The sequence below is a fragment of the Robbsia andropogonis genome, assembly GCF_034047095.1.
Taxonomy (GTDB): domain Bacteria; phylum Pseudomonadota; class Gammaproteobacteria; order Burkholderiales; family Burkholderiaceae; genus Robbsia; species Robbsia andropogonis.
In genome coordinates this window covers 35278-59207 of the sequence record NZ_CP139170.1, presented here as the reverse complement: position 1 = coordinate 59207, position 23930 = coordinate 35278, and the positions used below count along the sequence as shown (strand labels likewise).

The 23930-nt window shown below is 61.9% G+C and carries 13 protein-coding genes; 6 read left to right on the top strand and 7 right to left on the bottom strand.

The annotated features are described in order from the left end of the window. Nucleotides 1–71: 71 nt before the first annotated feature. The 7 genes from SJQ66_RS13895 to SJQ66_RS13865 all read right to left on the bottom strand — a co-directional run bounded on the left by SJQ66_RS13895 (nt 72) and on the right by SJQ66_RS13865 (nt 12096). The gene (locus SJQ66_RS13895; RefSeq protein WP_253464225.1) at nt 72–2834 is read right to left on the bottom strand and encodes a type VI secretion system Vgr family protein; all 2763 of its coding nucleotides are present in this window, start codon (nt 2832–2834) and stop codon (nt 72–74) included. 462 nt (nt 2835–3296) lie between these two features. Next, nucleotides 3297–5000, bottom strand: coding sequence for a tetratricopeptide repeat protein (locus SJQ66_RS13890; RefSeq protein WP_253464224.1), 1704 nt, complete (start codon nt 4998–5000; stop codon nt 3297–3299). 241 nt (nt 5001–5241) lie between these two features. Next, nucleotides 5242–7512, bottom strand: a complete 2271-nt coding sequence (locus SJQ66_RS13885) for a xanthine dehydrogenase family protein molybdopterin-binding subunit (protein ID WP_320534898.1) — start codon at nt 7510–7512, stop codon at nt 5242–5244. A 20-nt stretch (nt 7513–7532) separates the two neighbouring features. Next, nucleotides 7533–8570, bottom strand: coding sequence for an FAD binding domain-containing protein (locus tag SJQ66_RS13880; RefSeq protein WP_046152390.1), 1038 nt, complete (start codon nt 8568–8570; stop codon nt 7533–7535). A 106-nt stretch (nt 8571–8676) separates the two neighbouring features. Then, the gene (locus SJQ66_RS13875; protein ID WP_081765190.1) at nt 8677–9279 is read right to left on the bottom strand and encodes a (2Fe-2S)-binding protein; all 603 of its coding nucleotides are present in this window, start codon (nt 9277–9279) and stop codon (nt 8677–8679) included. A 461-nt stretch (nt 9280–9740) separates the two neighbouring features. Further along, the gene (locus tag SJQ66_RS13870) at nt 9741–10613 is read right to left on the bottom strand and encodes a substrate-binding domain-containing protein (protein ID WP_157685726.1); all 873 of its coding nucleotides are present in this window, start codon (nt 10611–10613) and stop codon (nt 9741–9743) included. A gap of 151 nt (nt 10614–10764) precedes the next feature. Then, nucleotides 10765–12096, bottom strand: coding sequence for a serine hydrolase (locus SJQ66_RS13865; protein WP_236693402.1), 1332 nt, complete (start codon nt 12094–12096; stop codon nt 10765–10767). Nucleotides 12097–12417: 321 nt separating this feature from the next. Here SJQ66_RS13865 and SJQ66_RS13860 point away from each other — a divergent pair, with 321 nt between their 5' ends. The 6 genes from SJQ66_RS13860 to SJQ66_RS13835 all read left to right on the top strand — a co-directional run bounded on the left by SJQ66_RS13860 (nt 12418) and on the right by SJQ66_RS13835 (nt 23863). Continuing rightward, a complete protein-coding gene (locus SJQ66_RS13860) occupies nt 12418–13164 on the top strand; it encodes a FadR/GntR family transcriptional regulator (RefSeq protein ID WP_024905700.1) in 747 nt (248 codons plus the stop codon). 465 nt (nt 13165–13629) lie between these two features. Continuing rightward, a complete protein-coding gene (gene wecB, locus SJQ66_RS13855; RefSeq protein ID WP_320534897.1) occupies nt 13630–14832 on the top strand; it encodes a non-hydrolyzing UDP-N-acetylglucosamine 2-epimerase in 1203 nt (400 codons plus the stop codon). Nucleotides 14833–15035: 203 nt separating this feature from the next. Further along, nucleotides 15036–17591 carry a cellulose biosynthesis cyclic di-GMP-binding regulatory protein BcsB gene (locus SJQ66_RS13850; RefSeq protein ID WP_320534896.1) on the top strand — a complete coding sequence of 852 codons (2556 nt, stop codon included), beginning with the start codon at nt 15036–15038 and terminating at the stop codon, nt 17589–17591. 64 nt (nt 17592–17655) lie between these two features. Further along, the gene (locus SJQ66_RS13845) at nt 17656–19869 is read left to right on the top strand and encodes a glycosyl transferase family protein (protein WP_320534895.1); all 2214 of its coding nucleotides are present in this window, start codon (nt 17656–17658) and stop codon (nt 19867–19869) included. Then, complete coding sequence (locus SJQ66_RS13840; protein ID WP_082102448.1) at nt 19866–20939, top strand: alpha-amylase family protein; 1074 nt, start codon at nt 19866–19868, stop codon at nt 20937–20939. Before SJQ66_RS13845 ends, SJQ66_RS13840 begins: the two co-directional genes overlap by 4 nt. Then, the gene (locus SJQ66_RS13835) at nt 20936–23863 is read left to right on the top strand and encodes an NfrA family protein (protein ID WP_320534894.1); all 2928 of its coding nucleotides are present in this window, start codon (nt 20936–20938) and stop codon (nt 23861–23863) included. Before SJQ66_RS13840 ends, SJQ66_RS13835 begins: the two co-directional genes overlap by 4 nt. The last annotated feature ends 67 nt before the right edge of the window (nt 23864–23930 follow it).

Genomic DNA, 23930 nt, shown 5'->3' with positions numbered 1-23930 from the left:
ATCAATCCTTGAAGAATACGGACCTAAGTGATAAGCCTAAATACGAGTTGTGGCCTTGATCGATTTGTGCACTAAGCGGTGCCTTTCCAAACGACTTTGGCCCCTTCCATCTTTACGCCCTTCTGAACCTGCGCCCATCCATCTGTATCGGTCACGCCTGATATCACGGCGCCGTCGGTTCGATGAATTTCGTACTTTTGACTTGCAGCCGGTGAACCGTCCCGCATTAGCATGCGAATTCTTTGGTCATACCCGGCTTGCGACCACTGATTCATTTCGCGCGATAAATGTGTCGGGCCTTCGAAGCTATGCTCGGAGGCCTTCACGATCACGCCCATCTTTGTGCCGATTGTCACACCGTCGCCGATGATGATGTAGGACCCATCATCCGCGATCAGCTTGATCGTTTTGCCGCTTACCGTGATTTCATCGCTGTTGCTGGCGATTCGCAATGCTTTCTCAGAGGCGACTTCGAGCGTGTCGGATTGCGCCTGGATCGTAACCGGCCCCTGATTCGCTATTGCTTTTACGCCACCGGAATTAGCAAAGACACTTGCTCCCTTGCCGGCCACCATGTTGAGCGACTGACCACTTGTCACTTGAAAGTTCGCCTGCGCGACATGGTCGATGTTTTCACCGGCGTGTACGGCGTGCGATTTGGGTGTCGCGTGTACGGTCCCATCCAGCGAGTCGGTCGCAAGCACGGCATTACCAGAGGCGGTGCTTGCGCTGTCCCATTCCGACACAGACTTCACCAAGGCATCCTGTCCCGATAAGTCGTGGGCCGCACCGCCGTGTTGCGCCGCGTAGCTACTGAGTTGTTTTGCCAGATTCGCTGTGAGGGTCATTAACTCAATAAGCTCTGTGCGATCAAGGTGCGTCCCATTGGCTTGCGCGCGGGCATGCGTCGAAATCAATACCCCGTTCGCCGCGCGAATGGCGGCAGCCGCGTCCGTTCGCAACTCTGCGCCTTCCCCTCGCGCATCACCCGCACCGTCGGTCCGAGGGTGCGTCAAATAACCCATATTCAACTGCGTATGGGCGTGCTCGCTGGCCAACTGCGTGCTGATCTGCTCGGGCGTATCGTCAAACCGCAATTGGTTATATCGTTGCCCACTGATTTCCTTGGTCTTCGTCCCGGAAACATACCGATTGCCGGGCAGCGATCCAACATGACTAAACGCGGCAGGCGCGTTTCTGCCGTTCGCCATGACACCAGCAATAAACATCTTATCCGGATCGCCGTTCAGGAAATCGATAACCACCTCCGTGCCAACCCGATAAAGCGGCGTATTCCCAAAGCGATCCCCCGCCAACGCCCCGCTAGCACGCACCCAGGCGCTGTCGATGTCGGTGCCACTGGTACCGGCGCCGCTGGCGTGCTCGTGGTCTGCCGAATCCAGTCCTTGAAGTTGTACCTTGATTCTTCCTAGCGCATCGGTATGCACTTCCTCCCCTTCAGGGCCGACAACGATGGCAGTAAGTGGGTAGACCCGTGGCAGGTGCACCTCGGGTATGAAGCTGGGCCGAATTGGAACGTCGAGTTGCACTGCCGTGAAATGATTTTCATATCTCGTTTCAACGGACTGTGTGGAACTGACACGGGTGGAGGATTTCGCCCCTGAGTCACCTCCCAACGGGGATGCCCAGCCGGTTGCCTTGAACAATGCCTGGGCTTTTTCGTTCAGTTCCTTCGGCAGATTATTCTCGCCCTTGTGGTGCACGGAGACGACCACGAACAGCTTCTTCTTGGCATCCAGCGATGTCAGATCGGGATGTCCGACCATCTTGAACCAGGTGCCAACAGTCAGGTCTCGCACGCTACTAGTACCCGATGCGAGCATGGACTCGAATTCGAGCGCGGCAATGCGTGCGTCGGTCATACGAGTCAAATGCGCATTGCTGTCCCCGGCGTGGGGGGCATCCCACAGTCTATTGGTGAGCAATTTAGCCAGGTCATTTCCGGTCGTACCCTGATCGATAGTCGTTGGGCGCTCAACGCGCGACATGCGGACATCCTTACCGCACCACGAGCCGTTGTCCACGGCCGCGGGGATCAATTTTTGAGACAGCGAGAATTGCGTGATCGCGTCTCGCTCTTCCGTTGCCGCGTTGCGGTGATAACGCACTTCCGCGACGCTCCCTTGTTTCAGCGTTGCGTTCGAATCAAACAGCACCAGCGTGTGTACTGGAGAACTGCCTGTTGATGCGTTTGCCGTGCCTTGATCGCGCGCTCCAGCGGCGATGTACCAACTGATCCCCTCACGCCGACACAAGCGCTCGACGAAATGCCTGTCGGACTCGTTAAGCTGCTGCGTGCACTCTCGTTTTGGGTGGTTGTCGGAGCTCAGGCCCGATAGGTCGAAGTCGAACGCCGACGCGATGGTCGTGCTGCGCGAGCGCCACTCGCTAAACAGCACCCCCAGGATTTCCGGAACGCTCTTGGCGCGAAATACCCGGGTATTGACTCGGCCGTCCATGATGGACAGGGCATCGCGAACCGTGATCTGGTAGCTGGCCAACGAACCATCGGACTCGCCCGAGCGGACATCCGTCACGATCGCATTAATGGAATGCAGATTCCCGAGATCCGTCACGAGCTGCACCGAAATAGGCATGCCGATGAAGGAATTCAGGGGCAGGTCGGATCGCGTGGCCAGGCAGGTGATGTGCCCCTCGATACCCGTAAACATCCCTTCCCGAATATCAATCCGCTGAGGCAACAGGGCCTGTCCGAGGGCTTTATTCTGGCTACCCCAACGGAGCTTGATAGGACTGTTGATTTGCGTCAGTGACGACGACTGAATCGCACTAATTATCTCAGATAGGTTCATGCTGCATCACCGAATGGATCGACATCCTGCAAGATTTACGGGATTGACTGTCAGAAAATCCCTTTGGAAGTAAGAAATACTTCTAAGAAGTGCTGATTTTCGAGATGATTGTACCAAAGTATTTGTAAGAATTTCGATGTTGACAGACGTGTCGACAGAGGTGATACCGATAGGTATTTACGATATGGGACACGTATTAAGATAATTCGTGGCGTACCAGCATTGGCGGGATGTAACAGAGCGAACTGCCAGCATTGGGGCGAAGATCTGGTCCTCGGAATGCAATTCACTCCTTGGACTCTTGCCCAGATCGGCTTGGCAAACTGCCGTTGTCCGTCGGCTACCGATGCCACGGATTCACCACCGCTGCCGGATAGCGTGCATTTTTAGCCGCGGCAATTATCGATGGCGGGCGAGAGGTCAGGGCATGTGCCAAAAAGGCATGGCGACGTACTCAAGCCGCTAGCTTGCAAGCGCGCGTTCTATCTCTTCGAAGACTGGCACCCATTCGCCGCGATGTGTCTGCCGGAAGAGGCGCGCTTGTGGATACCAGGGTGTATCGGCACGATCCAGTAGCCAGCGATAGTCCGGTGTGAACGGCAGGACAACCCATACCGGCTTTCCCATGGCGCCGGCAAGATGGGCCACGGCACTGTCCACGCTGATCACCAGATCGAGCTCCGCGATTTCTCGCGCCGTGTCCGCAAACGACGTCAATGCAGGGCGGACATCGCGTAGAACGTCTGCTTCATGAAGCCGTTGTAGCAACGGCTGCTCAACATCAGGAACGCGATCATGCAAGGCAGTCCATTCGATACCCGTATGTGTGGCCCGCAGCATCGCTTCCCACTGTGCTAGCGTCGTCGATCGATTGGCGTCGTTGACGTGGTGCGGATTACCGCGCCAGACCAGACCGATACGCTTGCGGTGCGTCGTCGTGGGCGCGGTGATCTTGGTGGACAGGCCCGCTGCCGACGCTGCCGGCACCGACAGATACGGTATCGGCGCCGGAATGGTCTGCACGCGCAGGTTCAGCAGATGCGGCAGACTCATCAACGCGGCCTGGACATCGAAGAGGGGCACCGGTGCGTCATCGGACAGAATTTCGATCCCCGCATCGGCGAATCGAGGGGATTGCAGGAAAAGCGATGCCAGTGCGGCTTGCACGCGCATCACGATCCGGGCGGGTTTCCGGTGGGCAACATCCAGGGCCAGCCGGGCGAACTGCATCGTGTCGCCAAAACCCTGTTCCGCGAACAGCAGGATTGTCTTGCCTGCCAAAGCCGCTTTGCCATCCCATTGATTACGATCATCGGCAAATGCGGGCCGCGTTGGCGGTCCTTCGCGCCAACGCCATTCATATTCACGCCAGCCGTGTTCGAATTCGCCACGCATCAGGTTGGTCTGCGCCCGATTGGTGCGTGCTGCCGCACTCGATGGGTCCAGTTGCGCGGCGCGCTTGAATGCCTGCATTGCATCATCGAAACGATGGAGATCCCGCAGGGCAACGCCTAGGTTCACATGTACCGGTACCGCGTTCGGTGCGAGTCGCAGTGCGTGGCGATAAGCGGCTATTTCATCGTCATAACGGCCGCGCATGCCGAGCAACCTTCCCTTGTTGTAATGCAACTCCCAGGCGTTCGACTGCGCGCGAATCGCGCGTTCAAGCAATGATTGCGCGGCGTCCAGCTCTTGTAGTGCAATATGGCCCATCGCCAGGGCGAGCAGGTTTTCCGGCGTGGGCGCGAGGGTGAGCAGTTCGACCAGCAAGGTGCGGCTTTGGATCAGATTCCCCGCATGCTGGTGCGTCAACGCCGCGTCTCGCAGCAGCCCGATGCGCTCCTGCGTTCCCGAAATACCTGGCCGCGCTGATTGCGCCGCAAGCGCCCGGTCGAACCATCGTGCCGCTTCGGTGAAGGCGTCGATGTCGTGCCCGCGACGCATTGTGAGATACGCCAGGCCGGATAACGCGTCGACGTGTTCCGGCGATTGCATAATGACATCGCGCAATAGACGCCGCGCTTCGTCGAGGCGACCTGCCTGTGCGTGCGCTTGCGCGTCTGTAATCGCTTTTGCGATAGACGACGTGCTGACGTGCATCGGCGGCGTATCGTCGCCCGTGGCTGCGAAATCGGAAGAAGCGGCGTGCGTTGGGGAGGAGGACACGGATGATATCGATGCGGAAGAGGGCGGCGCCCGGCAGGTGCCGACGATAGCCGCAAGGTAACACGTAACGGCAAAAAGGGTGGCTCGGCTCCAGCGAGCCTACCATCGCCCTGGAACCGCATGCCTCCGCATGGGCCAACAACATTCCCGCCTACCGCCAGAGCCAGAATGCCATCCCCAAAAGCACCACGGCCTGCGCCGCTGCACAAGCCGCTGTTCATACGCTTGCCTTGCCGCCATGCTAAGCGGTCACGGTCGACCCCAGCAGTGTTTCAACATGCACGGGCAAATCCCGCACGCGTACGCCGGTGGCGTGATGCACGGCTGCGGTCACCGCCGCGGCAAAGCCGGCAAGACCGATCTCCCCGATACCGCGCGCGCCGAGTTCGTTCAGCGCGGTATCCGGATAATCGAGAAAGGTCACATCGATATCTGGCGTATCGGCATTACTGGCGACGATGTAGTCGGCAAGATTGCTGTTGATCGGCGCGCCACTGCGTTCGTCGTATTCGGTACGCTCGAACATCGCCATGCCCACGCCCATCATGATCGCGCCTTCGATCTGGTTCGCACCCGTCTTGGGATTGATGACCTTGCCACCATCGATCACGGTGACCACGCGCCGCACGCGGAGTCGCGCGATTTCCGGTTGCCAGCCCACTTCCACGAAGTGCGCCCCGTAAGAACGGATGGATACCTGTTTCGCGCCGGGGTCGCTGGCACTGGCGCCCGATTTGCCTTCGCCTCGCACGCCATCCAATTGTGCCGCGCGCAGCACCTGCGCGAAGGGCATGCCCGCCGCAGCCGGTTGCCCGCGCAGATGCACGCGCCCCTCGCCGAAGCCCAGATCGGCGGGCGTCTTGCCGGCAAACGGTGTCCCGGCGGCCTTGCCCGCTACCTGCAGCAACTGTCGCACCGCGTCGCGTGCCGCGAGCGAGACCGCTGGCACCAGCGATGCGGTTGCCATCGATCCACCCGATAACGGACCTGATGGCAACTGCGTATCACCGATGGCCACCACTACTTGGGATAGCGGAACCCCCGCCTGCTGCGCGGCCATCTGTGCGAGTACCGTGTAGGTACCGGTGCCGATGTCCTGCGTACTGCTGGACACGCGCAATGTGCCGTCGGCACGGAAGGCGACTGCCGCCTGCGCCGGCACGCGCATCGCCATCCATGAGCACGACGCCACACCCCAGCCTAGGATCTCGTCACCTGCCACGCCCGTGATCGGGTTGGGTGCGGCTGACCCGCGCATCGATCCGATGGCCGGATCGCGCTTCTCCCAGCCAAACTTATCCGCGCCGCGTTGCAGGCATTCCACCAGATGTCGCGACGAGAATGGCACGCCGAGACTTTCATCGTGGGTGGGCTCATTCTTGAGCCGCAACGCAACCGGGTCCATGTTCAGCGCCAGCGCGAGTTCATCCATTGCCGACTCGACGGCGAACAGGCCGGGCACCGCACCCGGCCCCCGCATCGACGTATCGGGCGCGATATCGCGCCGGGCGGTGGCACCGGTCACGCGCAGGTTCGGCGTGGAATAGAGATACGGCGTGGCTTCACCGCAGTTCTCGGTACGCTTGTCGAGCGCCGGAGCATGGCAGATATAGTCCTGCTGCAATGATGTCAAACGCCCATCCTGCGTTGCGCTAAGCCGCATCCGCTGCTGGGTGTTCGGCCGATGCCCGACCGTTTCGAACATCATCTTGCGACTGACAACGAGCTTGATCGGGCGGCGCAACTGGCGTGCGGCACCAGCGGCAAGGATCGTATGCGTCCATGGCCATAGCTTGCCGCCGAAACCACCGCCCAGGTACTCGGTGATGATGCGGATATGATCTTTCGGCACGCCAAGAATCTGCGCCATCACGCCCTGATGATTGACAATCGCCTGCGTCGACTCATACAGCGTGTAATGGCTGCCATCGAAGACCGCCACGCTGGCATGCAGTTCGATCGGGTTATGCGTTTCGATCGGCGTGGTATAGGTGGAGTCGATCTTCACGTCGGCGCGGTCGAATGCGCCGTCTACATCGCCGCGTTCGCTACCGACCTTCGGCTGCTCGTCGGGAGTCATCCGCATGGCGACGTTCGGCTGGCCTGCCGTTTGGTACGTGGCATGCACGGCCGACGCGGCGGCGCTGGCTTCTTCGAATGTATCGGCCACCACCAACGCGATGTATTGACCGTAGTAGCGGATGGTTGTGTCATCGAGCGGCGGTCGCGTTTCATCGATCTTGACACCGGTCTTCTTGTCGACGCGATGAAAGCCCCCGATGTTCTCGTGCGTCAGGATCGCGCGCACGCCGGGCATGGCCGCTGCCGCGCGCGTATCCAGCCCGGTCAATTCGCCCCTGGCAATCGTGGCGCTCACCGGCACGGCAATCAACATGCCTTCAAGGCGGCGGTCGGATGTGTAGTGCGCACGGCCTGTACACTTCAAGGGGCCGTCCACGCGCGTGATCGCGCTGCCCACGGCCATTGTCATGTCGCGATAGGAATCTCTCACTGTGTCGCTCCTTTCTCGGTTCATACGCTGGCTGCGCCGGCAACGCGGCCGCTGGCGATGTTCAGCGCGTGTATCAAGCAGCGACGCGCCATCTCGACTTTGAAACCGTTCTGCGATTGCGGCTGTGCATGCACCAGTACGGCATCGGCGGCCGCGGCGAATGTTGCGTCGCTTACCGGCGCATTGTTCAGCACCCGCTCCGCTTCCACCGCATGCCAGGGTTTTGTGCCCACACCGCCCATTGCCACGCGGGCGAAGCGGATCCGATCCCCATCCAATGCCACGATCGCGGCAGTGGACGCCAAGGCGAACTCATAGGACGCGCGATCACGCAGCTTCAGGTAAATCGATTTCGTACCTGTCAACGGCGGCGGCAGTACCACCGCCGTCACCAACTCCCCGGGTTGCAGCACCGTCTCCTGCGACGGTGTATCCCCAGGCAGAAGATGGAATTGATCCATCGGCACCTCGCGTTCACGTTGCGGCCCCCGGATCACGACCGTCGCACCCAACGCCACCAACGCGACGTTCATGTCCGAGGGGTTACTCGCGATGCATTGCGCACTGGTGCCAAGGATTGCCATCATCCGATTTGCGCCGTTGCGCGCGGCACAGCCGCTGCCGGGTACCCGCTTATTGCACGGCATTGTCGTATCTCGAAAATACATGCATCGGGTGCGTTGCAGCAGATTGCCGCCGGTGCTGGCCATATTGCGTAATTGCGCCGACGCGCCGGACAGCAGCGCCTGTGACAACACCGGATAGCTGCGCTGAACGATCGGATGATGGGCGAGCTCCGCATTGCGAACCATTGCGCCGATGACCAAGGCGCCGTCGGTGCGCTGCGTCACTTGGTTGAAGCGCGGGTCGGAGCTGCCCAGGCGATTCAGGTCGACCAGTTCATGCGGTTGCTCGACGTCGAGCTTCATCAGGTCGATCAGCGTGGTTCCGCCTGCAAGAAAACGGACGGTTGCGCCTTGCTGCGCGGTGGCGGACCGGGCGGCTGCATGGATGGCGGCCGTGGCGTCCGCGGGGCGGTTGAAGGAAAAGGTGCGCATTCTGGCACTCCTGGATAGATGACATGGTGCGGAGCGGAGCCCCGCCTTCCTGGCGGCGCGGCGTTGCGTGACGACGGGACGCGCAGCTGGTGAGGCCGTCTGCCGTTCAGGCCTTGCGCATGATGCGTACGGATTGCACGGCCGATACGATGTTCTTGTAGGCCCCGCAGCGGCACAGATTGCCGCTCATCGCTTCGCGCACCGCACCGTCACTGGCACCGCATGGCTCGTTTAGCAGGGCCGCGCCGGACATGATCTGTCCGGAGGTGCAATAGCCGCACTGGTAACCATCGTGATCCAGGAACGCCTGCTGCATCGGATGCAGGCGCCCCGGCTCGCCAAGGCCTTCGATTGTCGTAATCGTGTCGCCGTCATGCGCGACGGCAAGACTGAGGCAGGCGTTAACGCGTCGACCATTGACATGGATCGTGCATGCGCCGCATTGGCCGTGGTCGCAGCCTTTCTTGGTGCCGGTCAGCGATAGCGATTCGCGCACGCAATCGAGCAGCGTCGTGCGCGGGTCCAGCTTGAGCGCCGTGTCCTTGCCGTTCAGCGTGAAGCGCACGGGAACGGCATTGTCGCCTACCGGGGCCTCGGCTTGCGTGTGCGTGGCGATGTCGGGTTCGGATGGCAGCGGTGCATCGGCGTGCATGGTATCGGCGTGCGCCAGATGAGAGACGGCCACGCCGCTGACGCTGACCCATGTCATGAACGAGCGACGCGTCAATGTAGGTTGATGGTCGTCGCCGCTCGCCTCAGGAGGCGCGTCCGACAATGGCGCGTGCCTGTGCGTGTCGGCACCACCTTGTCGTGATTCCGCATGCGGTCCGAGCGGGGTGCGAGAGACAGCGGTGCCGGCGTGGTGTCGGCGAGTGATGTCGTTCGACATAGTCGTCCTGGAATGAAGTAGAGCGGAGAGAGGGGTACCTCGTGGGAGCCCTCATATCAGGCCCGAAGACAACATCGGGCCGTGTCGCCGTTCGCTGACGGCTTTCAAGGATGACAGGGAGCAAGTTCGATGCCTGAGAGGCGGGACGCGGGCGCGTCAAACCGTTGTATCTTAAAAAGAATAGCGATTTGTGCGATGACCGGCGGAGAAATATTGGCGGTAAGGACCGTGGCGCCGTGGCCTGGCACCGTGATGTGCGCTTGTTCGACGCCGCCCGTCAGTCAAGGATCGACTTGAACGTGTGGCGACAACCCGGAGGCAATGAACGACAACAGCGCGCGTGCTTCCGTCTTGTGGGGCGATCGGGTGGTGACCGCCGCCGCGTACCGAGTGAAATATTGCACGGTTCCGGGCAGATCACCGACATATTGCATATCGGGCGCGTCACGCAGCAAGCGTGCTTCTTCTATTGCCAGGTCCGCGCCGGAATGGGTTAAAGCATGTCTGATATCGTCAGGCGGAATCATCCTTGATCGCGATTTCATCTGGTCCGCAATGCCGAGCCGGTCGAACAACTTGACCACATTCGCGCCGCTGGGACCGCCCATCGCCGGATCTTCGAAAACAACCGTATGGGCAGACAGCAGTGCGTCGCGCAGTGCATTGACGTCGTGGATGTCGGGAATGGCATGTCCTTTTGGCACGGCCATGCCGATGCCGATCTTGGGTAGCATCGTGCGACTGTCCGCCGCGAGCAAGCCTTGCCCTGTCATCTGTGTCGTGTCGGCAGCGGAGGCAATGACAACGTCATAGGGCGTGGGCGAGCCTTTGCGTAAGCTCCCATTGTGCCGCGCCTTGCCCGCGCTTGCTGCCTGCGCGGTAACCTCAGCGCTACTCGCGGCAGCGCCCGTATTGGCAACCATCTGTTTCACGCCGTCGCTTTTCGGAGCGTCATGCGCATTGTCGCGCACATTGGCGGGGATATTCCCGGCAGTGGCGACGTGTACGGCAACCGGTATGCCGGTACGCGCAGTGAATGAGCGGACGATATCGTGCACCGAGTAGGCGAAAGCAGTCGGCACGATAACGCGTAGCCGTGGCGCGGCCTCGTCGGCGTGCGCGGACGACGTCAATATCGCGGCCGCCGCAGTCACGGCCGCTGCATACGTCCTGAAGGCGGCATGGCGCCTCGCCGGTCTTGTACGCCGATGTGTCGCAGTTCCGGTGGTCGTCAGATAGCGCATGGAATCCTTTCATTCATCGATCTTGTCATTGTGCCCGCCACGTACGGGAGCGTGTCGCGCGTCATTTCAGTGAACAGGTCAGCCAGCGGCGGATCATGATGGCGTCGTTCACATCGCCTTGCGGCGTTGGTGCGCCGAGCAGCACCATTGTGATCGGTCGGCCGTCCACGTCCAGTCGCATCATCATCGAATGGCCCGCTTCGTTGATGAAGCCGGTCTTTTGCAACGCCACGGGCCAATGATTCAAACGAACCAGTCGATTGGAGTTCACATACACAAGCTCGCCGTGTCCTGGATGAACGATGCTCCACTTGTCGGTGCTGAAGCGCCGCAGCAACGGATCCTCCATGGCATGGTCGACCAGCTTGGCGAGATCGACCGCGGTAGAGATATTACGCGGCGACAGGCCGGTGGGATTGTCGAAATGCGTATGGCGCATGCCGAGTGCGCGGGCCTTCGCATTCATTGCCTGCATGAAGGCGGGGCGTCCACCCGGATAGTCGCGGCTCAACGCGGCGGCCGCCCGGTTCTCCGAGGACATCAACGCAATATGGAACATATCGTTGCGTGACAAAGTCGATCCCACTTTTAGGCGCGAATGCGTGTGCTTGATGTCGTCCAGGTCGGCATTGGTCACGGTCAGTTTGCTCGACAGCGGCCGTTGCGCATCACGCGCCACCACCGCCGTCATCATCTTTGATAGCGACGCGATGGGCCGCACGCGCGTCGCGTTCTTCTCCAGCAGCACCTTCCCGGACCGCACGTCACGCACATAGATGGATGCAGTTTGCAGCCGATGGCGTGCGTGTGGGGTATAGCCGCAACGTGACAGAAGCGCCGGACCGGCGCCGGAGCGGTTATCGGCCGCGGTCATTTGAACCCGGCCGCGTGCTTCCGCGGTCGCGCCGAGCAGGGCCGCGGCGGCCGCCGCGGATTTCGAGACCTGCGGCGCCGCGGTGTCGGGCGAATGCCGGCGATGCGCCGCATGCTGGCGCGCGCGGCCGTGCTGCGCCGTTTTATGTTTCGTGGATGCGCGCGTACGAGCCGATCGTGCCGTTGCCGCACGCGATTGTGGAGACGTTGCGCGTGCGGCGCGGGAAGGGCGTGCTTTGGGAGACTGATGGTGATGCGGTCGCGGCGGACGCTTGACTTTCGTCGTTGGCCTCGAGATCGATCGTTTGACGCCGTGCCGTGCGCTGCCCGAATGGGTTTCGCGCGTCGACCGACGCGCGTTTTCAGGCGCGACCACGCGCGGCTTTGCCGGGCGAGGATGCGCGCGCGATGCGGTGCGGTGGTCCTGCGCAAACGTCATATGCGGCCAGACCATTGCGGCGATCGATAAACAGAGGGACAACGAGAGTAGTACGGCGGAGGGGGCGGCTAGGCCGGTCAATGAGAATACTCCTGGAGGTAGGCGCGTGGCGCCGTTGCTTGGCGTGATCGCGCTGCCACGATATGAGCAGGTAAAAAAGGAGATTCTACGCTGGGTTTTTTAGGTGCTTTCTCAAATGCCAAATAGGCGGGGCAAACGCGCGGTGGCTCGCAACCGAGGGTGTTGCTTATTCGCGTTTTAAACAACTGGCCAATACGTAGCGACGCCTTTTAAACGAAAGCCTTCGGGTACACTCGTGTCATTGGTCGAGGAGCGGATAAGCCCGGCTGTATTGGCAGAAGCGGACATATCCGCTTCCGTGAAATGAGAAGCGGGGGCAGGATGGAGACCTTACATCGTCAGGTAATCAGGCGTCTTGGTGAACGCATTTGTTCCGGGGATATGCCCCCCGGGAGCTTGTTGCCGCCGGAACCGCTTTTGGCGCAGCAATACGACGTCAGCCGCATCACCATCCGCGAGGCTGTCAAGGCCCTGACAGCGAAAGGCATGCTGGTGGTGCGCCGCAAGTCGGGCACCCTGGTGCTGCCTCGTTCCGAGTGGCAATTGTTCGATCCGGACGTCATGCGCTGGCGTGCGGCAACCGGCGCGATCGATGCCGCGTTGGTTGCGGACCTGCTCGAACTGCGTCGTCTGATCGAGCCGGCCGCCGCCCGAATGGCCGCCATCCGTGCAACGGACGCGGATCGTATCGCCTTGCGTGTTGCCTACGACGCGATGGCGCGCGCGGTGGAAAGCGATGTCGACAACTATGTGCCTGCTGATGTCGCCTTCCATGGGGTCGTGCTGAAAGCGTGCGGCAATCAGTTTGTCCAGCAGATGCAGAACGCCATGTCGGCCATTCTCCAGGCGAGTTTCGATATCGGCATGAAGGTACCTGGTGCGGCTGCCCGCTCACTGCCCATGCATCAGGACCTCTGCATCGCCATCGAGGCGAAGGACCCCGATGCGGCGGCCAAGGCAGCCTTGACTGTCTTGCGTCAAGCCGAGCTGGATCTTGAATCGCACTTCGGGTTGCTCAGCGCGGGTTCTGCGGAAACCGCGGATACGGAGGCAGGCGCCGTTTCGTGATCCCGGATCGACGTCGGGGCTTTTTGACAGACCTGGCAAAAGGGCCCGACAGTATCCATTGCGCGGTCCTGGCACCGGATCGGCGCGCAATGCGTGATGCGGAAAATATCTTCTCCTTCGACAGCCACCGCCTTTTGTCCGGGGAACACGGCTGCTGAGGCAATCGTGTTGATTTGCCATGGCACATGAAATAAGGGAATGTGCCGAAAGATCAGGCAAAGCAAATGACGCTACGTGTCGTGTGTGCGTCGGATACATTTCATAACAAATCGGTTGCTCCGCCGCATTTGTCTTTCAAATCAAATTCCTATTGCATTTATCGATGGCAACGCCGTAAGTAGGGGCGGGATGTTTTTCGGGTGCCGTGCCTATGATGTACACAGACGTTCGGAGTGGATTGGCCAAAGGACGTTTTCAACGCGCGATCCGCATCCTCCAAAGATTCCAAGAATCAGGGAAGCCCGCATGACTACCCGTATCCTGTCGATCTTCGGGACGCGACCGGAGGCCATCAAAATGGCGCCGCTCGTCCATCGCCTCAGGCAAGAGCCGGACATCGAGTCCATCGTGTGTGTCACCGGCCAGCATCGCGCGATGCTGGACCAAGTGCTGTCTATTTTTGAGATAACGCCGACCATCGACCTCTCCGTCATGACGACGGATCAGTCCTTGAACGCACTGGCAGGCAGGATGTTAGCGGCATTGGACGATGTACTGGTCCGATACCGTCCTGATCGTGTATTGGTGCATGGGGATACCACCACCGCCACGACAGCCGCAATGGCGGCTTTTCACAGACAGATTCCCGTGGCGCACGTGGAAGCTGGACTACGTACCGGTAATCTCGCCTCGCCGTGGCCGGAGGAGATGAATCGGCGCGTCGTGGATGTGATCAGCGACCTAATGTTCGCACCTACGCCATCTGCTCGGGACAAGTTGGAGGCGGAGTCCCTGAATGGCCGGATCGTCGTGACAGGCAATACGGTAATCGACGCATTGCGGATGATCGGAAAAAAGTTGGGATCCGATACCGCACTGCGCGCGCGTCTCGACGCCGCGCTCCCGGCGCTTGATCCGTCACTGCCGGTTGTATTGGTCACCGGCCATCGCCGTGAAAACTTCGGCGACGGGTTCGACCAGATTTGCGGTGCGCTGCATGATCTTGCGCAGACCCGGCGTATTCAAATCGTCTACCCGGTGCATCTGAATCCGAATGTGCAGGAGCCTGTGCGGGCCATGCTTTCGGATGCACCGAATGTGCATCTGATCGCACCGCTCGACTATCTGGCCTTCGTACGATTGATGCAGCGCGCCGCGCTGATCCTGACGGATTCCGGCGGCATCCAGGAAGAGGCGCCGTCGTTGGGCAAGCCGGTACTGGTGATGCGCGACGTGACCGAACGTCCGGAGGCCGTTGATGCCGGCATCGTGCGGCTAGTAGGCACGAACCGCAAGGCCATTCGCAACGGTGTGTTGTCCTGCCTGGAACGCATGGCGATGGCGGACCCTGATGCGACGAGCGCATCATTCGACATCAACCCGTACGGGGATGGTCACGCCTGTGAACGGATCGCCGCGGTGCTGGCCGGACGTGATGTGCGGGAGTTCGTCCCGGTGCCAATGACGGCGCAGAGCAACGTCGCGCCGCTGTTTCGCGCTATCGCGTAAGCATGGTCCTCAAGAATTGCATGCCGGTCACGAAGAGCGGTTTGCCTTTCGTCGTATGGCAACGTCCGTTGCGTCGTGCCGGATCAAATCGCCCGTGCCGCCCTTGCGTTTTTGAGATGAGGCAAGTGTCGGCATGATCCAGAGCCACGCTGATAGTGGGCGTTAGCCTCGTTGCCTAACCTTTTGCCAATGAAGGAGTCTCCTTGAAAGCCGTTTTCCTGTCTTCGCAAGCACGTTCGGTCTTCAGAAACGCGATTGGCGTGACATTGGTATCGGCGCTGTGCGCGGAGGGTGTGGTCATGGCCGCGCCAAGCCATGCACATGAAGGGAACAGGAAGTCGGTACAGGCACGAAGTGCATCGGCACCGACCGCGCTCCCGGCGTCGACGATCGGTTCGGCGAGCAATCCATCAGGGGCGCCATCGCCGTTGTCGGCGATAGCGGCGGCCGACATGCGGCCAAGCCCGCCGGTCGGTGGCAATGGCAGTGTGGCCGATGCCTTCGCCGGGGTCGGTCAATCCCTCGTCAGTCGCTCCATCGCACTGCGGCAACTCGGCGTGCCGGACACGGACCCGCTGGACACCACTAGCAGCGTGCGCGAATACTATTTCCCCGTACCGGAAGGCGTGCCATTGGGCAAGCCGACGTTGCAGTTCGACGGCAGCTATCTGCGTGGCGACGGTGGCCGGACCACGTTGGTGCTGTCGTTGGATGGTTCCCCGGTATCGTCCCGCGGGATCACCGCGTCGGATGGCGATGCCGGGCAGCTATTGGGTGTCAGCGGTGCCGCGCGTGTTCGTGGCTTTTTGCGTTTAGGGGTGCGCTGGTGGACGATCCTAGATGTCGACCGCTGCGTGAACCAGCCGTTCCGCGGCAACATCCTACGCGTGGATACGAACACGCGCCTGAACTACACCTACGACACCAACGCGATCCGCGACCTCCGTGGCGCATGGAGCGCGCTGCCGCGTGAGCCGTCGGTTGTCGTGGGAGCGAGCCACGTATCGTCGGGTGCGTTTGACGCTGCCTGGCGTATCGGCACATTGCTGGAGCAGGACGGCAACGCACCACGGTTCCACGCGTTTCCCAAGACCGGGGACACCATTAATCTGTCAAACGTGACGGTTCCGGCCGCGTTGCGTGCGATCCCGGCGTTTGCGGCCTTGAACGGAAGCGGCAACCATACGCTGGCAAACGACGCCGAAGCCGCGGCGTTGCTGGTCGTCGGTTCTGCTCGGGCGTTTCCCGCGGACTTCGTCGTCATGGACGACGCGTTGCGTACGCAGATCAACCGTGAATCCGATGCACTGCGCTTGCAGGTTGGCGTGGCCGGTCCGCAGGCGACGGCCGCTTATGACGCGTGGCGTAGCCGGGCGTTGGGCGGTTTGACGGCGCCGCTGGATCCGGGGCAGGCGCGGGTCGCGCATGTGGCGGGCCAGGCGATCATCGTGCTGGCGGACCGTAAGGCGGTGGATACGTTCTCATCGATCTGGCGTCCGATCAATGTATCGAACAATCTGATCGTGCACGACGCGGTGAATCCCATCGTCGGTCGGAGCGACCGTATCTCACTGGCGGCGCTCGGCGCGCAACCTCAAGCGGTAAGCGTTCAACGCGTGACCGATTGGTCGGCGTTGTTCGATCTCGGGGCCGTCAGTTCGAAGGGGCGAGCGCCAAAGCAAGTCGTCCTCGACCTTGCCGGCACGCCGGATAGTGAAAACACCCCGGTGGTCGCATCGGTCTTCATGAACGACACGCTGATTGGCGCGAAGCTGTTGACGATGGATGGTCGCGAGCAACGCCTGAGCGTGGACATCCCGCAATACACCTTGCGGGCGCGTAGCCAACTGCGCATTCACTTCGAGCGCGAATCGAACACAGGCTGCCGTAACTCAGAGGGCGGGCCGGTTGCCATCCTGCCGACGAGCCACCTGCAACTGGGTACCGCCACGCCAACCGCGGACTTCACCGGCATGGCAGCGCGCTTTGCCGATGGGGTCGACGTGATCGTCCCGCAGGCCTATCTCGATAGCGCACCGGACAGCCTCGCGCGCGTGAGCCGCTTGGCAACGGTATCCATGGTCTCGCCACACCACGCCACGTTGACCGTCGTACCCGCGGGTCAAAAGGCGCGCCTCTCCGGCACCTTCCTGGCAGTGGATGCGCCGATGGATGATCTGACCGACTCGCCGCTGGCGCTGTCGAACGACCGGATGAAGATCACCGCACCGGACAACCGCGTCATATGGGACGCGAATGGGATGGGTCGACGTGATGGTGCGGATGCCGGTGTCGGGATGGTCGATGTTGAACATGCTGGGGATTACTACGGGATTGTTTATCGTCACGCCGGTCCGGGAGACGTGCGTATCGCCAATAACCTAGATATCGGTCCTGGCAATGTCGCGATCTTTGATCATACCGGCCTGCTGAAGGGGCTGGACACGAATAACCTGGATGGCATCAATGCCAGCGGGCTGGCCAAGGCCGCCGCATGGGCCCGTCTGCGCTTGAGCTGGGTTATCCCGCTGGCCTTGCTCGTCGCGTTCCTGATCGTCCTGCTCGTGGCGGCGGTGGCACGTGGTCGGGCCAGCCGGCGCCGTGAGCTGGCGGCACACAATCGAGGCTTGGCGTTCGACGATGTTGCCGAGCCGCGCAACGGCAATGGAAATGGCAACGGCAACGGCGCGCGGGACAAGCATGCCGCGTCGGGAAGCGCTGGCAATGCGTCGGCCCGTCCCACGGACCGCAAGCCGTAAGCGGGGGCAGCGATGACAGGTCTCGATAGCGGCCGGGTGGGCCGCGTACTGGACGGACCCGCGTATGTCCCTCTATAGCGCCTATTACGTCGCGGAGTACTACAAGGTCCTTGAGTACTGCGCTTCCGTTCTCGCCACCCTGATTCTGTTTTCCAGCATCGACGATGCGTTCATCGATGCCTGGTTCTGGATCAGGGAGCTGTATCGTTCGCTGACGATCAAGCGGACCTATCGTCCGCTGACGGTCGCCCAACTGCGAGGGCGCGATGAGCAACTGATCGCGATCATGGTGCCCGCGTGGCACGAACACGATGTGATCGGTGCGATGATCGAGGATGCGGTGCGCGTGCTCGAATATCGCAACTACGTGATTTTTGTCGGTACCTATCGAAACGATCCCAGGACGATTGCCGAGGTCGAGCGGATGCGCCGCCGCTACAAGCAATTGCGGCATGTGGAAGTGCCGCACGACGGGCCGACCTGCAAGGCCGATTGCCTGAACTGGGTGGTGCAGGCGGTGGTGCGGTACGAGCAGCATCATGGAACGCAGTTCGCCGGCATGGTCATGCATGACAGTGAAGACGTCTTGCACCCGCTGGAACTGAAGTTTTTCAATTACCTGCTGCCGCGCAAGGACATGATCCAGTTGCCGGTCGTGTCACTGGAGCGGAATTGGTACGAACTGGTTGCCGGTACGTATATGGACGAGTTCGCCGAATGGCACGGCAAGGATCTGGTCGTTCGGGAGAGCATCACCGGCACGGTGCCGTCTGCCGGCACCGGCACGTGTTTTTCGCGGCGCGCGATGCAGGCCTTGATTGATGCAACGGATCGCCAGCCCTTCAATCCGGACAGCCTCACTGAAGATTACGATGTCGGCACGCGTCTGGGGCGCATGGGCATGAGCGCGATTTTTGTGCGTTTCCCGGTGCAGTTCCGCACGATGCGCACCCGCCTGTTCGGGCTGTTGCCGTCAAAGGAGATCACGCTGACGATGCCGCTGTGCGTGCGCGAGTTTTTCCCCGACAACCTGCGCGCCGCGTATCGGCAAAAGGCGCGTTGGGTAATGGGGATCGGACTGCAGAACTGGCAGCAGACCGGCTGGACCGGCTCGTTCACGCAGCGCTATTTGCTGTTTCGCGACCGCAAGAGCATCGTCACGGCGTTCATCGGCATCCTTGCCTATGTGGTCGCCTTGCAATACCTGGTGTTGATCATTCTCGCCGGCATCGGCTTTGACTGGCTGCCGATTCCGTCGCCGGTCATCGAGGCGGCGTGGTTGCGCGTCGTGCTTGTCATCAATGCCGTGATGGTGATCCTGCGGGTCACGCAGCGCGCGTATTTCGTATCGCGCCTCTATGGGTGGGAGCAGGCGCTGATCGCCATACCGCGAAGCGTGGTCAGCAACTTCGTCAACTTCCTCGCCGTCACACGCGCGTGGCGGTTGTTCGGCTATCACTTGCTCACCGGTAAGCGCCTTGTCTGGGACAAGACGATGCACGACTTCCCTTCAACCGATGGGCTTGCCGCCGGCCGGCATCTGCGGCTGGGGGAATTGCTGGTGTCGTGGCAGGCCATTGCGCCGGCGCAATTGGAAGAAGCCTTGAAAGACGACTTTGCGCGGCAGGTACCGTTGGGCCGCGTCTTGATGACGCGCGGATGGCTCGACGAGGAAACGCTTGCCGAGGCCATTGCGTTCCAGGGTGACCTCGAACGCGTCCACTTCGATCTTGCCAAGGTCGAGGCCAGCAAGGACCGACTGCCGTTGGACGTGGCGACGCTGCACAGCGTGCTGATTCATGGCGAGGATGCCTTGGGACATACGATCATCCTGAGCGCGAGCGTGCTGCCGGATGACGTCATGCTGGAACTCGCGACGGCGATGGGCTATGAGGATACACGTCACGTGGTGCAGCACGTGGCAAGCGAAAGCGAGATCAATACCGGTGTACGAATGTTGCGTGGTGCTGACCGGGACGAAGTCGTCAAGCAGACGCGCGTGCCGCTGCTGGGCGATCTGATGATCGAGTTCGGCTACGTGACACGCGAGCGCTTTTTCGAAGTGCTCTCGCGCTATCAGCCGGAGCGTCATGGGCGCATCGGTGATTTCATGGTGGCGCAGGGTGTCATCACGCAGGAGGGGTTGCAGGCGGCCATCGCGGCACAGGCGCGGGCACGAGAAGTCACCGCCTCGCAGCCGGCGCCAGTCTGGGCGGTGCCGCACTCTCCCTCGGACATGAGCGAGCCGCTTCCCGGCGCGTCATCGGGGGCCGTGTGAAGCCGGCGCGCCGTGCGGCATTGCGTACCATGGGCCGTCGGGGTGCCTTCGCCTGGCTGATGGCTCGCGGCGGGGTGGGGAAAATATTCACGGGCGCACCTCTCGGGATTTCAGCAGCGTCGGCCATCGCGGCCTCCAGCGCGACACCGATACTGAGCGGCTGCCAGGGACCTGGCTTGGCGCAGGGCGTGGTCTGGCAGCTCGACAATGCGCATATCGATCCGGCCGGACGATGGGATGCATTAGGCGTGACAGATCTGATGGTGCAATGGAGCGCGGTGGACGGCGTCTGCTTCGTGCCCGCGGAAGGTCATACGGTGCCCGAGGGATGCCAGGCCGCGCCGCGTTTTCCCGAATGGCGACGGATCGCGACAATGCCCTGGGCGCGGCGCGTGTTGATGGGGCTGGCCGGCCTATCGAGCGAGCCGCGTGCACGAGCGGAAGTGTCGACACTGGCGGCGCAGTCGCGCCAGCTGGCGGCGCTGATCCAGCAACAGCAACGCGGTAACGGCGGCATGCCGTTGGCGATCGACGGGTGGTATTTCCCGGTTGAAGTCGACCCTACCTGGAAGCAGGTTTCGGCGATGCGTGGATTGCTGGCGTCGCTGCCCCGCCCTCTATGGATCAGCGTCTACGATCAATCGAATATCGGAGGCGCCGCACTGGCGCGCTGGCTTGCCTCCTGGCTGCCCGACGATATCGGCGTGCTGTTTCAGGACGGGGTAGGCGTCTATGCTCGCGAGGCGCGCGTCGCGCGTGGATATGCCGATGCGCTTGTCGGTCACTTTGGCGAGAGCCGTGTACGGATCATTGCCGAAGCGTTCCGTCCTTTACCTGCATCGCCCACTGTAGACCCGCATGGCGCCGCATCGGCATCGGCCGTGACCGCGGCCGGTGCGTCCTCGGCGGCTGGCACGGCGTCGCCCTCGGCCCCACCGGCACCGCTATTCCGTGCGGCGACGGCCGAGGAACTGAAGCCGCAATTACTCGCCTATCAAGGCTATCGCGTCTATCTGTTCGACGGACCTCATTATGTTTCCAATCAACTCGTCGAGCGGCTGCTGCAATGACTGAGCGACGACGCACATTCTCCAAGAGGGCGGCGGATCGGATCGCGCCAACGTCGGCGCAATTTACCGGGTGCGTCCCTCGCGCGACGACGCGACGCAACGGGATCACGCCGCTCAGGTTGGCCATGTCGTCGCTCATGTCGGTGACATCGGTCTTGAAGACGGTGTCACGCGTCGTACCGCTTTTGCTTGGCGGGGCCATGCCGTTCGCGCACGCTGACGCGGTATTGCCGTTACCGCTCAGCGGTCCGGCATACGCGGTGGCGCAGGAGGCGCAGCGCGACTACAACGCCCGCCGCTATGACGAAAGCGCCACGCAAGCGCGCGAAGCCATCCGACAGCGTCCGGATGTCATCGATCTGCGCCTGCTGCTTGCGAATGCGCTGGCGGCCGGGGGGCATCAACGCGAGGCAATTCACGTCATCGACGACGCACGCAGGGACTTCGGCGACCAACGGGTATTGCTTGCTCGCCGTCAGCAAATCCTGATCGCCGGACGGCCCTACACGCCAACGCCCGCGTTTCTTGCCGCGCAGGAAGGGTATCGCGCGTATGCGCGGCAAGACTATCCGGCGGCCGAGGCGGCGGCGAGCCGTTCATTGGACCTTGATCCCCGTTCAATGGCGGTGCGGTTGTTGCTGGTCGATACGCTGGCCGCGCAACACAAGGATGCCGAAGCTTATGCGGCGATCCAGGCCGCGCTCGAAATGGACGCATCAGGTGGGTCCGACATCGCTGATACATCGAGCGCCCCCTTCACCGCCGCGGCGCGGGCCGGCCACGATCGTGCGGACGCTGCCGCTATTTCTCGTGCCGATGCGGAGCGCGACCTCAACGACCGACGCGCGGTGGTGGGTGCCCGGCTGGCCATTCCGGATGCGACGGCCGCGGCACTGGCGCTGAAGAACGGCGATGACGTCCAGGCCGTCAAGCACGCGAAGGCCGCGACACTGTTCGCGCCGAATGATCCGACGTATCGCGAATTGCTGATCGCGGCGCTGTTCGCGGACCGGCAACCACAAGCGGCCGACACCGAGGCGACCGCCGCAATCGCGCTGCACGGCACGACTGGTGCGAGCGACAGTGATCCCTCCGGGGCGATATTTTACGTGTGGCGTGCGTTTGCGCGGGCGCAGCAGAACAAGCCCGGCGAAGCGATTGCCGATGCGCAGTCGGCGTTGCAGCAACTGGCCGTGCGCGATGCGCCATCGCTCGCCCCGACTGATTCGGATGACAATCTGGCATTGGCGCGCCGCACTCGCGCCATCAATGCACGTCTCAGCATTGCCGATCTCGCCTTATATCTCGGAAATGCCGGGGTGGCGGAGGTTGCCTTGCAGCCATTGCACGATGCACTCGGACAATCCGATGGCGAGGCGCATCCCGCGCCAACCGATATCAACGCGGTTGCCGTGGCGCAGCGGTGGCGCGAAGCGCAGGCTTTGGCAACTGGCAAAGCGCCGACGCTCGCACGACTGTACCCGCGGATACCGGCGACAACATCAGACACCGACGCTGGCGGCGCCGCACCCCTTCTTGTCTCATCCTCCGCGCTACGTGCCGTTACCATTCCGGAGCCGTGGTCGGGCACTGGCGCCGCATCGACGCAAACGGTGGCCCGCGGTCGGCCGGCCCCCCCTATCCTTGAATGTACGTTGAGCACATACGGTCCTGCCTGCATGACCTATCCCTACGATCCCGCCTATGCCGCGTATCAAGCAGGTGCACGCGCTTTCGATCGACGTGACAACACCGCCGCGGTACTGGCGGCACGGGAAGCCGTTCGTATCGCGCCGGACGACGCCACGCACGTGTTATTGCTGATCGATGCCTTGAACGCCGATGGCCGGCAATCGGAAGCGCGTCGGGTCGCAACGAACGCAGTGAACCAGGGCCTCCTCGATCTGGTACCGGATCTGCAAGGCGCCTACCTGGCTAGCGCCGCCAACCGCCCCAAGCTGGCGGCACAACGCTTCCAGCGCGCCGATGCCAACGGGGATTTGCCGCCCACCGGTTATCTCGATGCTGGCTATGCGACGCTTCAGGCCGGAGACGCACCGGTGGCAAGCAGCTATTTCAAGCGGGCAATCGATGCGGACCAGGCGGGTACGATTGCCCTTCCCCCACCGACGCTGCTCGACACGCGGCGTACCGAAAGCGAGATCGATCGCCGTGGTGGCCTTACCGTGTCCACGAGCTACCGACCGGGCGTGGCCGCCGGCTTGGAAAACAATCCGAGCGCCAGCACCGCGAACAAATCGCTGCAGACTTCGGTGGAAGGATATTGGCGGCCTTGGGGTTATATGAGCGGCCATACCGTCGAAGTCTACGCGCGCGCCAGCGGCACATGGTGGGACGATCGATCCGGCTTTGCCTCGGCGTCGAACAGTGGCGCGCGCGATGCCGGGGTTGCAAGCCTGAGCGGTGCGGTGGGGGTGCGCGGGCGCCCGTTTGCCACGCAAAACGCGGTATTGGCTGTGGAGCGGGAAATACCACTCGGCCGCAACGCCGTGTCGGACTGGCTTGCGCGTGCGGCGTATTCGAACGGCTTTGGCACGGCTATCCGCTACGACGTGCCAAGCTGGTGGACTGGGACCTTCTACGGCGAAGTGGGGCGATATTTACAGGCCGGCAAGAACTACTGGACCACCGAGGCCGACCTCGGCCGCACGTATCGCATTGACGCGATCAAGCCGGAAGCGACCATCTTCCCGTATGCGGTGGTTGGCGGTGATTACAATCAATTGACCAATAACGGCTACGGCGTTGGGGTGGGCGCAGGCTTTACCATGCGGTGGCAATTCCGGCAGGATCGGTATCACGCGCCGCGATCGTATTGGCAAGCGAGCGTCCAGTACCGTTTCCGCATCGCTGGCGATGACCGTGCGAAAGGCGTATTTATCAACCTGACGTATGGGTACTGACGAATCCAGACGCGCGCGCCAAGCTTGCTCAGCGAGCAAGCTTGGCGTGGCAAGACGCACGGGCAGG